Origin of the sequence: Chryseobacterium joostei (assembly GCF_003815775.1) — a bacterium.
Classification (GTDB): Bacteria; Bacteroidota; Bacteroidia; order Flavobacteriales; family Weeksellaceae; genus Chryseobacterium; species Chryseobacterium joostei.
The window spans coordinates 1390091-1403113 of sequence record NZ_CP033926.1; the positions used below are offsets into that span (position 1 = coordinate 1390091).

At 35.5% G+C, this 13023-nt stretch carries 14 protein-coding genes; 6 read left to right on the plus strand and 8 right to left on the minus strand.

The window, feature by feature from the left end; genetic code table 11:
- Positions 1–15 precede the first annotated feature (15 nt).
- The 7 genes from EG359_RS06450 to EG359_RS06480 all read right to left on the minus strand — a co-directional run bounded on the left by EG359_RS06450 (position 16) and on the right by EG359_RS06480 (position 7087).
- Complete coding sequence (locus tag EG359_RS06450) at positions 16–1383, minus strand: MBL fold metallo-hydrolase RNA specificity domain-containing protein (RefSeq protein ID WP_076350841.1); 1368 nt, start codon at positions 1381–1383, stop codon at positions 16–18.
- Positions 1384–1491: 108 nt separating this feature from the next.
- Positions 1492–1911: an Hsp20/alpha crystallin family protein gene (locus EG359_RS06455; RefSeq protein WP_076350839.1), complete on the minus strand. Its 420-nt coding sequence runs from the start codon at positions 1909–1911 to the stop codon at positions 1492–1494.
- Between the two features lie 84 nt (positions 1912–1995).
- Complete coding sequence (locus EG359_RS06460; RefSeq protein ID WP_228434857.1) at positions 1996–2358, minus strand: Rossmann-fold NAD(P)-binding domain-containing protein; 363 nt, start codon at positions 2356–2358, stop codon at positions 1996–1998.
- A 79-nt stretch (positions 2359–2437) separates the two neighbouring features.
- Positions 2438–3490, minus strand: coding sequence for a response regulator (locus EG359_RS06465; RefSeq protein WP_076350835.1), 1053 nt, complete (start codon positions 3488–3490; stop codon positions 2438–2440).
- A 24-nt stretch (positions 3491–3514) separates the two neighbouring features.
- A complete protein-coding gene (locus tag EG359_RS06470) occupies positions 3515–4702 on the minus strand; it encodes a PAS domain-containing sensor histidine kinase (protein ID WP_076350833.1) in 1188 nt (395 codons plus the stop codon).
- Positions 4703–4833: 131 nt separating this feature from the next.
- Positions 4834–5709, minus strand: a complete 876-nt coding sequence (locus tag EG359_RS06475) for a universal stress protein (protein WP_076350831.1) — start codon at positions 5707–5709, stop codon at positions 4834–4836.
- 7 nt (positions 5710–5716) lie between these two features.
- A complete protein-coding gene (locus tag EG359_RS06480) occupies positions 5717–7087 on the minus strand; it encodes a L,D-transpeptidase family protein (protein WP_076350829.1) in 1371 nt (456 codons plus the stop codon).
- Between the two features lie 400 nt (positions 7088–7487).
- Here EG359_RS06480 and EG359_RS06485 point away from each other — a divergent pair, with 400 nt between their 5' ends.
- The 3 genes from EG359_RS06485 (at position 7488) to EG359_RS06495 (ending at position 9553) form a co-directional block, all read left to right on the plus strand.
- Positions 7488–8153: a BON domain-containing protein gene (locus EG359_RS06485; protein ID WP_076350827.1), complete on the plus strand. Its 666-nt coding sequence runs from the start codon at positions 7488–7490 to the stop codon at positions 8151–8153.
- 116 nt (positions 8154–8269) lie between these two features.
- The gene (locus EG359_RS06490; RefSeq protein WP_076352055.1) at positions 8270–9031 is read left to right on the plus strand and encodes an SDR family NAD(P)-dependent oxidoreductase; all 762 of its coding nucleotides are present in this window, start codon (positions 8270–8272) and stop codon (positions 9029–9031) included.
- Positions 9032–9076: 45 nt separating this feature from the next.
- Positions 9077–9553, plus strand: a complete 477-nt coding sequence (locus tag EG359_RS06495; protein ID WP_076350825.1) for a Dps family protein — start codon at positions 9077–9079, stop codon at positions 9551–9553.
- A gap of 52 nt (positions 9554–9605) precedes the next feature.
- Here EG359_RS06495 and EG359_RS06500 read toward each other — a convergent pair whose 3' ends face one another.
- Positions 9606–10538 carry a 1-phosphofructokinase family hexose kinase gene (locus EG359_RS06500; protein WP_076350823.1) on the minus strand — a complete coding sequence of 311 codons (933 nt, stop codon included), beginning with the start codon at positions 10536–10538 and terminating at the stop codon, positions 9606–9608.
- A gap of 165 nt (positions 10539–10703) precedes the next feature.
- Between EG359_RS06500 and EG359_RS06505 the strand changes: the two genes are divergently transcribed.
- From EG359_RS06505 to EG359_RS06515, 3 genes are all read left to right on the plus strand, one after another.
- Positions 10704–11366, plus strand: a complete 663-nt coding sequence (locus EG359_RS06505) for a BON domain-containing protein (protein ID WP_076350821.1) — start codon at positions 10704–10706, stop codon at positions 11364–11366.
- A gap of 110 nt (positions 11367–11476) precedes the next feature.
- Positions 11477–12241 (plus strand): MlaE family ABC transporter permease, encoded by a 765-nt coding sequence (locus EG359_RS06510; protein ID WP_076350819.1) that lies wholly within the window; start codon positions 11477–11479, stop codon positions 12239–12241.
- The gene (locus EG359_RS06515; protein ID WP_076350817.1) at positions 12241–13020 is read left to right on the plus strand and encodes an ABC transporter ATP-binding protein; all 780 of its coding nucleotides are present in this window, start codon (positions 12241–12243) and stop codon (positions 13018–13020) included. Before EG359_RS06510 ends, EG359_RS06515 begins: the two co-directional genes overlap by 1 nt.
- Positions 13021–13023 lie beyond the last annotated feature (3 nt).

A 13023-nucleotide genomic window follows, 5' to 3' on the forward strand; every position in this document is an offset into this window, starting at 1 on the left:
ATTATCATCCCTAAATTAGCAGACTACTTCCATATCTTTTACCAGAATTTTAACCGGTATTTTCAAATCTGTCTGAATTTTAACCCGTAATGCTTCCAATGCGGAAGGTTCACCATGTACCAGCATGATTTGTCGGGGCGGAATATTATATTTTCTTATCCATTCTATCAGTTCAGATTGATCAGCATGGGCTGATAACCCCGTTAATTCTATTATTCTTGCTTTTACCGGATAGTATTTTCCGTGAATTTTTAACTCATGAGATTCATTCAGCAATGCCCGTCCGCGAGTACTTTCTGCCTGAAATCCAACAATCAATACTGTATTACGGCTATTTCCTATATCATGCTTTAAATATTCAAGAACACGACCTCCCGTCAGCATACCACTTCCTGCAATAATTATTTTACTTTGCTTATCCAGAATAATTTCCGCGGTATTTGCATATTCTCTATTAATATTGACATGCTCAATAATTCCCTGCCATTTTTCTTTATCTATAGTAGTATATTCAGCATATTCAACCATAATATCAGTAGCGGAAGCTGCCATAGGGCTATCCATTATTATTGGAAGGTTACGGGGTATTCTGTTTTGTTCCTTGAGGCGACAAAGTATATAAATAAGCTCCTGCGCTCTGCCAACAGCAAAACTTGGAATAATTACATTGCCATGGTTTTTAACAGTATGGTTGATCCAATGCGCCAAACTATCATACAAATCGGTACTGTCATGAAGCCTGTCTCCGTAAGTTGATTCCATCACTAAAAAATCAGCTTTAGTAAAAAAATCTGGTGAAGCGAGAATAGCACTGTGGCTACGCCCTATATCTCCTGAAAAAATAATGGTTTTATCAAAGCATACAATTTCTACTGAACAAGCTCCAATGATATGACCACAGGACTTGAATCTGCATTGTATGTGATTACTTAATGGTATGCTGGTATTTTCCTTCACAGTAAAAAATTGTTTAAAAGATTTTTCAGCATCATTTATCGTGTATAAGGGCTTTGCAGGATTATGCTTGGTATAGTGATGATAGTTTGCTTTTTCTGCATCCTCTTCCTGTAACTTTGCACTGTCAAGCAAGATTAATTTGGTCAGTTCCCTCGTAGGTGCAGTCATATAAATTTTACCTTTAAATCCATTTTTTACAAGAAGGGGAATATATCCGCAATGATCCAGATGAGCATGGGTAAGAATAACAAGATCGATTTCTGCTAAATCAATACTTAGCGGCTCCCAGTTTTGTTCACGTAGTGATTTTACCCCTTGAAACAATCCGCAATCGATTAATATGGTTAATTCAGAAGTTTTTAGTAAATGCTTAGATCCGGTAACGGTCCCCGCTCCTCCAAGGGATTTTATAATCATTGTATCCATTTCTTTATTGTTTTAAACTTGTTGAGCGTTTGAAAATCTATTCGAAAGTCTTATGGCCAAGACTATTCTCAAATAAACAACACGTTTTATAAATTAATAGTGAAAAAATCAACGTATTTTAATCTCTTTTACTTCCCTTTTATCCAGATTAGTTTTACTGATCGTAATATTTAACAGCCCGTTTTTATAATTGGCTTTTATATGTCCCAAGGTGATGTTTTCCGGGAGACGGAAACTGCGGGAAAATGAGGAAGCAGAAAACTCTTTTCTTACAAAATTTTCCTTTTCTTCTTTTTTCTCTATCCTCTTTTCAGCGCTGATAATTAGCGATCCGTCTTCCGCCGCTACCTTAAAATCTTTTTTCTTAAAGCCCGGAGCTGATACTCTGACTTTATAGACACCATTTCTGTCAATGATATTAATGGTAGGTTCCATTTTCATTGATTCATCTAAAAATCCGTCCTTATTCCAGAAATCTTCTATTACACGAGCCATTGGAGATTGAGTGGTTTTTTCTAAAGTTTTCATAATAAAATTATTTTAGATTAATACTCCAAAGGTATTATGGGAACAGCATTCCGACCATGATTTCAGTTAGGGTTTCAAATGATCCTAATCACTATTTCCCCAATTATCTAAAGTTTTAATAATCAAGGAAGCGGCCACTTTCGGATCTGAGCATTTAATAATTTTGTATTGTATTCCGGAATTTGTAATAATTGGTAAATCAATAAAAAACTCTTCCGCTGATTTTAAAATGAGGTATGGTATTCCCAATGAAATAAGTTTCAGGATAAAACTATGTGAAAGTTGATTTTCCTGATTGATGATAATGACAGCATCTTTTGCCTCTGCAAAATGAACTGTATTTTCATCCAAAGGATCTGTTATGATGGTAATCTTGTGTATCTTACGATTAGCCAACGCAAGAAGTTCTTTTTCTTCCTGATTTATATTATAAACTATCACTTTCATAATGTCTTTTGAATAATCAAATGTATAGAACCCAACAGAACTATTCAATGTATGAAATCATGATAAAAAGTGACAGATATTAGTTTTTTAATTTTTGAAGACGTGAAATGTCCAATATTGTAATCCTGCCAGCATTTCTGTCTATTAAATTTTCTTCTTTAAAATCACTGAGAATTCTGCTTACCGTTTCAATAGCCATTCCAGCCATAGAAGCAAGGTTTTCTCTTGAAATTTCAAAATTTTCAGTCTGAGGATGTTTTGTGTGAAGTTTAAGTAAGACTTCTGCCATTCTTTTTCTTACTGAAAAATAGGCAAGCTGCAATAGCTGCTCCTCATGACTGATAACATTTCCGGCAAGAATCTTAATAAATTTTTCTGCTACATCAGGATATTTGTAAAACAATTGATCGATAACCTCTCTGGGAACTGAACATAGAGTGGCTTCTTCCAGAACTTCTGCAGTTTCTTTGTATTCTTTTCCAGCGAATAATGAGGTAATGCCAAAATAATCTTCGGCTCCATATACTCCGGTCATAAATTCCTTTCCATCTTCTGTCATTTTTGTTGTTTTTACAGAACCGGATATCATTAAATATACTGTACTTGCTGCATCTCCTTCATAATATATCACCTGCTTTTTTTTAAAAGACTTAATTTTCCTCTCATTAAACGCTTTTTGCAATTCTTCAAGTCCGTGTGATGCCTGAAATAAATTGGTGATTTGAGTAAGATTGGAACTGTAAATATTTCTCTGTCGTTCCCTTTTTTTCAGACGGCTTTCTATAGCATTCAGAAGTTCTATATCATCATAAGGTTTTGTAAGATAATCATCTGCCCCCATTTCTATTCCTTTCCTTATTTCAATCCTGTCTGCTTTTGCCGTTATAAAAATAAAAGGAATAAGCGCCGTATCTTCTCTTTTATTCAGAAGGTGCAGCACACCATAGCCGTCAAGCTCCGGCATCATGATATCACAGAGTATGATATCCGGAATATGTTTTATGGCCAGATCTATGCCCTGCTTACCATTAGAAGCTTGGTATACTTGATAATTGGCAAGTTCAAGGATCTCAGAAGTACTTTCACGAATGTCCTCATTATCCTCTATAATCAGTATCTGTATTTTTTCCATCTCAACTCAATTGGAATATTATTATCAATTTTTAGGAAATGATAAAGTAAACTCAGTTCCTTTACCGAATGTGCTTTTGAAATGTATTTTCCCATCCATAAGACTGACATAGCGCTGTACAATATTGAGACCTAAGCCCGTTCCGGGTATGTTTCCTGTATTATGAGCGCGGAAAAATGGCTGGAAAAGAGCAGAATGATCATCTTCAGGTATTCCTATTCCATTGTCCTTTACCGAAAATACATATTGATTTTCTTTTATTTCTGTGGAAAACTCAATCAGGGTGTGTTCTCCGGAATATTTTATAGCATTACTCATCAGGTTCATCAGACAATTCTTCAATAAATTTTGATCTAAATTGATTTCACTTTCTGATCCTGTGTGCTGGTAAATTATAATTTGATCTTCTTTGGTGATAAGCTGCATTTCTTCCGTTAGTTCTTCTGAAAACCTGATGACATCAAATAGGCAGTGATTAGGATGTACAATCCCTGCTTCCAGCTTTTCCAATGAAAGAAAATCATTGAGAATGCCGTTCAAACTCCCAATAGCGGTCTTTATTTTATGAAGGTGCTTTACAATCTGGAGACTGTCTGAAACCTGAAGGTATTTCTCTATCAAAATAACAGACAGCTGCATAGAACTTAAAGGCGTACGAAATTCATGAGATGCCATTGATACGAAACGGCTTTTCATACGGTTCAGTTCTTTTTCTTTTTCCAAAGATACATTAGCTTCTTCCTTGGCTTCTTCCAGCTCATGAAGCATTTTTTTCAGCGATTTTGTACGGTTTTCGACTAGTTCTTCCAGCTCTAACGTATACTTTTTAAGAAATTCTTCCGCTTCTTTTTCTTTGGAAAGATCATGGATAAATCCTGTGTAAATAATTCTTTCCTGAAACTGAACTTCACTCACTGCAAGCCTGAATGGAAATTGTGTACCATCTTTTCTTAAACCTTTTACTTCTCTTCCTTTTCCGATGATTTTTTTTTCGCCGGTAGTCTGATAATTGAGTAGATAACCATCATGCCGACTCCTGTCTGGTTCCGGCATTAAGACTGAGATATTTTTCCCGATTAATTCTTGTTCTTTGTAGCCAAATATTTTTAATGCAGAGGGATTCAGGCTTTCTATTCTCCCCCTGTCATCAATGGTTATAATACCGTCAATAGCCGTTTCAATAATGGCTTGCAACAGTTTGGCACTTTCCATAGTTATCGTATTATGCAGCCATATAAAGTTATACATTTTAGCATAATGAACATATATGAACTATGAAAATATTTTCGTATTCAATATTATTTTTATTATAAACAATTATATGTAATAATTAATTCAAATATTCAAAAATGAACATGACCATTTTCAGGAATCGTTAATAGTGGAATTTCCAATTCTACAGCCTGTCTTGCGGCATGGCTTCCCAAAAATAGTCTTTTGAAAAAACTTTTGTCATGATGGCCCATCACTAACATATCGATGTCTTTGTATTTTAATATTTCCAAGCCATAATCTATATTTTCACTGTATATACAGTTATAGCAAACTTTACCATTCAGGTTCTTTAGAAACGTCTCTTTCTTATGTTCATAAGTGGCATCCTGGATCACATCATTATCACTCTGAATAATATGGGTAATTAAAAGCTCAGCATCAAAGTATTTGGCAAATTCAATTAATAATTGGGCTGTTTTTATGTCTTTTTTATTCAGATCTGTAGCGAAAGCAATCTTCTTAAGCCCATTATATTTATGGTTTAATGGAACTAAAAGAAGCGGATACTTTGTGTTTTCAATCATCTGTATGCTGTTGCTTCCGAAAATAAAACGGGTAAGCATCCCTGCTCCCTGCATACCCATTACGATAAGAAGCGGCTTTTTATCGGCTGCCATATTGTTGATCACATGAACGGCATCACCTCCCTCACTTCCATAATGTATTGAAGGATGAAATGGGAAAGCTTCATCTCCCCATATAACTTTTTCTCTGTCTTCCAGTGCCCTTGCCAACTTTTTAAGCTCTTTTGTATTTTCTTCGTATAAATCTGGATATTCGTATACAGACCACGCGATCTGCCCAAGCATTGGACTTTCAATCGGTAACCCAAAGGCATGGCATAAATCGATGTTAGCCTTCAGGGCATTGGCTAAATGCAGAGCATAAAAGGCAGCATTTCTCGCTGGCTTTGAGTAGTCTGTAGCGACTAAAATCGTTCTCATAATCGGATTATTTATTTTGGTTAAACATATTTTCTAATGAATCATCTAAATGGTAAATATCTTTATATAATACAGGCTTTCCATCTATTATAAGACAGGTCAGATAGGTTATAATAATCGGAACAGGTTGCTTTAGAACGAAATCTTTTCTTTTATACTCTGACATTGCACTTTCTAAAACAGGAATCTTGCTTCCTGAGCCATCGTCTTTTAATAGGAGAGCTGCGAGCTCTTGAGCATTTTCAACACGAATGCATCCGTGACTCAAAGCTCTATCATCTTTATTGAATAATTGTTTCTGAGAAGTATCATGGAGGTATATTCCATAAGAGTTTTCAAATCTAAAAACTACCGCTCCCAATGCATTATCACAACCGGATGACTGCCTTACACTATATCGGTAAGGGTTTTGACGAATCTCTTTTAGTTTTGATGAACTTATTTCAACTTGATTTCCATTTTTATCATAAACTGAGTAATGATGGTCCTCTAAATATTGAGGGTTTTTTAAGATTTTAGGCAGCATTTCTTTTACAAAAATACTTTGAGGAACCTTCCAGTCAGGCGCTGTCGTAAAATAAGTAATACTACTCCTCAAAACTGGTGTTTTAGTGGCTAGATTTCCTATAATAACTTTAAAATCAAATACATTACCCTCGTGATAAAGTTTCAATGTATAGGAAGGAATATTTACCAGAATATAGGAAGTATCATTCGTATCAATCCATCGTAAGCGCTCCATATTGATCATTATTTTTTCAGATTCACTTTCCGGAGCTATACAGTCACCTTCTTCATACAGTGTATTTAAATAGTTCTGGAAGTCCGCATATTCTTTTATTTTAGGCTGAATCTCGAGGATTGTCTTAAGAAAATCTGTCTGCTGTCTTGCATTCTGTAATATATCGTCGGATCTAAATCCATTAATATCATTGGAATCAATATATGATGATTTGTACAAAGGGTTGTATTTTCCTAAATGCAGATGATTGATGAAAGTGATAAGAGCATCCGTCATAAGAATATCGAACTCAGCTTTCTCACTTTGATTCTCTTCAACGGGAGTATCTCGCAATTTTCTTAACTTCTGAAGAGAAATGGAATCCCAATGATAATCAGACAAAGACAGACCAAATCGATAGGAATACTCCAACAGTAACATTGCGGTTTCAGGCTGATCTGATTTTTCTGCGGTAATCCACGCAAATTCAGAATTAATTCCGGCATAAAACCTAATAACCGATTGAGGATAATGCAGTTTTGAGAGCATACCATTGTCTTTTAGTAAAGAAGAAATCTCCTGCCCTGTTTTTATATCCTGAGCTTGCGTAATTATTGCAAAGCAAAAAATAATGGTGAATGTTAAAAAGGCTTTCATAATATGAAGTTTATACCACAAATTTCCAAATTACCACACTATCAAATAATGACTGCCATCACTAAAAAAAATGATATCACTTATACTTTCATCTATTTTTTATCAAAGCTATCCAAACGCTTATTATAAGAAATTCGATTTAAGATTTTATGCGTTTAAAAGATTGAATTGTTGAACTGATCAGCATCATTTTTCGCAGTGATACGTATCATATTATTTCTCATGCAGGTTACTGACCTTTGGGATGAATTAACATAAAGCATAACCATGAATCTGAAGAAAAGCATATGCTAAGACAATAGAAAATCTTTTAAGTAAAAAATAATATAAGAATTTGATACAATTATAAAATTCTTCCAATTAACAAACTTTAAACATTTATTAATCAAAAAAAATTGAAATGAAAACAAATGCAAAATTACAAAGAGATGTTCAAAATGCCATTAAATGGGAACCATTACTGCATGCAGCAGAAATTGGAGTTATTGCAAAAGACGGTGTGATTTCCCTTACCGGCGTAGTTGATAACTATGCAAAAAAAGCTGAGGCCGAAAATGCTGCTAAAAAAGTTGCCGGTGTTAAGGCTTTAGTTGAAAATATTGAAGTAAAATTTCCAAGCTCATTGAAAAAGGCAGATGCTGAAATAGCCAAGGAAGTACTGGATGCATTACGATCTAATTATTCTATTCCTGATGATAAAATAATGGTAAAAGTGGAAGATGGATGGGTAACCTTAGAAGGGGAATTACCATGGCATTACCAAAAGGAAGAGGTGGCCAGCGTGGTAAAATATCTTACCGGTGTAAAGGGCTTGATCAATAAGATTACAATTAAATCAGAATTAGACGATGCAATACAAAAAAAAGACATTCAAGATGCCTTGAAAAGAAGTTCAATTTATGATAATGATATTAAAGTATCCGTTTTAGGAACAACAGTAACCTTAACGGGAACTGCAAATTCATTGTATCAGAAAGAAGAAGCCGGCCGTATTGCCTGGAAAACTCCGGGTATATGGAATGTAAAAAATGAACTGGACGTTAATTATGAATATGATTTTTATTAATCCTGGATTTAATCTTTGACCTGTAGAAGATGACTATTCCGCAAGTCAATTATCGGTTCATATACATTATTATCAAAAAAATCACCAAAATCTATTCATTAAATACCGTTGAAATTATGAAAAAGTTAGAAGACAAAGTTGCCATCATAACCGGTGGTTCTGGAAGCATAGGAAAAATTACAGCTAAAATATTTTTAGAAGAGGGAGCAAAAGTAATGCTGGTAGATCTTTCTGAAAATTCTCTAAAAGATGCTGTTCAAGAACTTAACAGTGAGCATATAAAATATTGTGTTGCAGATGTCTCAAATACAGCTGAAGTTGAACACTATGTTGCTGAGACCATAAAACTATTTGGAAAAATAGATGTGTTTTTCAACAATGCAGGTATTGAAGGGATTGTAAAGCCAATTGAGTATTATCCTGAGGATATTTTTGATAAAATCATATCCGTCAATGTCAAAGGTGTATGGCTGGGTAATAAATATGTTTTGCCCCAGATGAACGATGGTGGAAGCATCATTATAACTTCATCTGTGGCTGGAATATTGGGGTTTGCAGGATTAAGCGCCTATGTAACAAGCAAACATGCTGTAGTTGGCATTATGAGAACTATGGCCCTTGAAGCATCTTCGCGAAAAATCAGAGTAAATACAATTCATCCTTCTCCTGTAAATAACAGGATGATGCGTTCTATAGAAGAGAGCTCTTCTGCTGGACACGGTGATGAAATCAGAAAACAATTTGAGGCAGCGATACCGCTGGGACGATATGCGGAACCTATTGAAATTGCAAAACTGGTTTTATTTCTTGCAAGCGAAGACAGCAAGTTCATTACAGGGACAACTCAGATTATTGACGGCGGAATGTCCGCTGAATAGTTATATGTATTGTCTGCAGTATAAAAAACGGTAAAATCAATTAAAATGAAAATACAGATAGGAATAGCAAACAATCATCGTCAGGCAATCGCTGATCAACTTATAAAAATATTGGCAGATGAAAACATTTTGTATACAAAAACTAAAAATGCCCATTGGAATGTTGAAGGAGCTGATTGTTATGGCAAACATGTTTTTTTTGAAACTCAATACAAACAATTGGATGATATCATAAACAGCATCGCAGAAAGAATACGTTCCCTCGGTCATGTTGTACCGGCAACGCTACAATCGTATTTAAGATTAACTCATTTTACTGAGCAGATTGAGGAAAGGCATAACGGCCAGGCCTTTATTACAGAATTGTTACAAGATCATGAGAGTCTAATTCTAATACTTTGTGAGTATATCATGAGTTGTAAGGATGACTTACACGATATAGCAACAGGGCATTTTATAACGCGCCTATTAGAAATACATCAGAAAATGGCTTGGCTTTTACGTTCACATATAATAGAATAAATTCTCAGACTAAAATTAGTTCTAAATGTGATATATCTTTTTTGAGTAAGAATTATTTCCATATTTCATAAAATAAATGCTTTGCATTTTCCTTAGTAAAAAGTCCTGTTCCTTGGGTCATTGTAGTGGCAGATCCACAAGCAATTCCCATGGAAAGGGCTTCTTTACAATTACCCCCTTTTACCAAAACTGAAACCATTCCTGCAACCATGCTGTCTCCGGCACCAACAGTGCTTTTCACTTCGACAACCGGTGCCGCGATCTTAATTTTTTCACTTTCTGAAAATAAGACAGCTCCCTGAGAGCCCAACGACACTACCACAATCTCAGCTTTACCCTGTGAAATAATAAACCGGGCAGCATGATCTATATCAGTTTCTTCCAGTTTTTCTTTTCCCACTAAAAAGGCAAGTTCTCCAATATTAGGTTTTAATAAAAATACCCCTTCTTCTACCGCTGTTTTCAGAGCTTCTCCTGAAGTATCGATAATTACCTTAGTTCCCATTGCCTTATAGATATTAACAAGTCTTCTTAGAAAATTCGGATTTGTGTTTGTTGGCAGACTACCACTGATGACGACAAAATCCGGACAGGGATTTATGGTAGGCAAAATGCTTAGAATATCTTTTTGCTGTTCCAGCGTCAGCTCTTCTCCGGGAAATCCAAATCGATACTGTTTGTTGGTAGAGAGATCCAAAACAATGAAATTTTCCCGCGTTTCTGAAGTAATATGAAAAGGGAATACATTCAGCTCTTCGCCCTTAAGCAAGTTTTCAAGCAGTCTGCCGGTCCTCCCCCCTGAAGTAAAAAAAATATCTGAGACTACTCCCAATCTTTTTAAGGCTCTGGATACATTAACCCCACCTCCTCCCGGTTCGTATATAGGGGAATTACAACGCAACTTCTTTTCAGGAACGATGTTTTGAACACTGCTGCTTTTGTCTACTGATGGGTTCAGTGTTATTGTTAAAATAGTTTTGTCCATTTTTATTATTTTTTAAGCTTCACGCGTACATAGCTATCCAAATTTCAATAATAAAATACACACCACCAAACATTTATCCTGATTAACATCATGATTCATTGTGATGTTAGTCATCTTATATTCTGCGAAGTTGCCGGAACTTTGAAGTATAAAATCGTATAACAAATGAAAACAAATGCAGAATTACAAAAAGATGTTCAGGATGCCATTCAATGGGAACCTTTGCTGTATTCAGCAGAAATTGGTGTTGTTGTAAATAACGGAATTGTTTCCCTTACAGGTAATGTAGACAGTTATGCAAAAAAGCTGCAGGCTGAGCATGCCGCAAAAAATGTTACAGGGGTAAGGGTTTTGGTAGAAGATATTGAAGTAAAATTACCGGACCCCCGCTCAAAAACCGATGTCGAAATCGCCAGTGAAATTATAACTGCATTTAATGCAAACTCATTTATTCCACAAGAAAAAATAACAGTAAAAGTAGAAGATGGCTGGGTGGATCTGGATGGTGAAGTATCTTGGGAGTATTTAAGGGAAATTACAGAAAATGCCGTTAAGTATCTTCCCGGCGTTACAGGTATTTACAATAATATCACCATTAACCCAGAAATCCGGGACACTGTTGAAAAGAGTGATATTGAGAGGGCACTTGACAGAAGTTCGATTGATAATAGTGAAATCAGTGTATCAGTATCCGGAACGACTGCCATATTAACGGGCACGGTACATACCTGGCATCAAAAGGAGGAAGCTGGTCGTATTGCATGGAAAACCCCTGGTATAAAGGATGTAAAAAATAAGTTAGAGGTAGATTATGAGTATAATTTATAAATAATAGGCCTATACCCATTTTTTACGCACTGCATGCTATCGGTTTTGTTGATAGGCATAATCCTATAGATCATAAACAAAAGGCACTGGAATATTTTAAATGAAACATCGTGAAAACTTATTTTAAAAATTACCTTAGCATCGCAGGCAACATAGCTTTATTCTCCCGGCGATTTTTTAAAGAAATTTTCAAACCGGGATTTGAGTTTAAAGAGTTTATACGACAATGTTTTGTTGTTGGTTACCAGTCGTTGCCTTTAGTAACGATAACGGCTTTTATTATGGGATTAGTCCTTACCATACAGTCACGTCCGGCTATGGCAAGGTTCGGTGCAGAATCTATGATACCTGGTATGGTTTCACTGTCATTAATAAGGGAAATTGCACCAGTTATTACGGCTTTGATTTGTGCAGGAAGAGTTTCGTCAGGAATTGGAGCAGAACTGGGTTCTATGAAAGTCACAGAACAAATTGACGCCATGGAGGTTTCAGCGATCAATCCTTATCGGTATCTGGTGGTAACCAGAACTCTTGCTACAACATTAATGATTCCTGTTTTAGTACTATATGCCGACTTGATTGGGATTATGGGCGGCTTTGTCGGCATCAATATGCATAGTGAAAGCAATATTGAACATTATTTCTCCCATGTATTTCAATCGTTAGAATATGAAGATATTTTACCGGCTATCATTAAGACATTCTTTTTCGGATTTTTTATTGGAATTATTGGTTGTTATGAGGGATTTAATGCTTCGGGGGGAACTAAAAGTGTAGGAAAAGCGGCAAATTCAGCCGTAGTTTCAGCATCTTTGATCATTTTTATCATTGATCTTATTGCAGTACAGATAACCGACTTATTTTTTGAATTATAATGGAAAATAGGGAAAAATTTACAGCTGAGCATAATGAATTACAAAACTGCGAAACATTGATAGAATTTAAAAATGTTTACAAATCATATGGCAGTAATAAGGTACTCAATGGTATCAGCTTTACCGTTAAAAGAGGAGAAAATCTGGTCATTTTAGGAAAATCAGGCTCGGGGAAATCTGTTACTGTTAAATGTCTTGTAGGTCTCACCAAAGTTGATAAAGGAGAAATATTTATATCAGGAAAAGATATAACAAAATTGGATGAGGAAGGACTCAACCTGATCCGAATGAAGATTGGTTTTTTATTCCAAAATGGAGCCTTATATGATTCAATGACCGTCAGGGAGAATTTAGTTTTTACATTGCAGCACAATAATAAAATGCTTAATGAGCAGGAAATAGAAACAGCTGTTAAAGAAGCGTTACAAAATGTAGGACTGGAGGAAGCGATTGACCTATTGCCGGCAGAGCTCTCCGGAGGAATGAGAAAGAGAATCGGGCTGGCAAGAGCATTAATAATTAAACCGGAAATTATCATTTATGATGAGCCTACCGGAGGGCTTGATACCATTACAGCCCGTGAAATTATCGGGCTCATTCGAAATATCAAACTAAAATACAATACCTCATCCCTTATCATAACACATGATTTAACCTGTGCAAAATATACCGGTGACAGGGTCATCGTCCTTAAAGACGGTATCATTAAAGCTGAAGGCAGCTATAAAGACATAGAAAATAATGCCGATGATTGGGTAAAATCTTTTTTTGAGAAATAAATA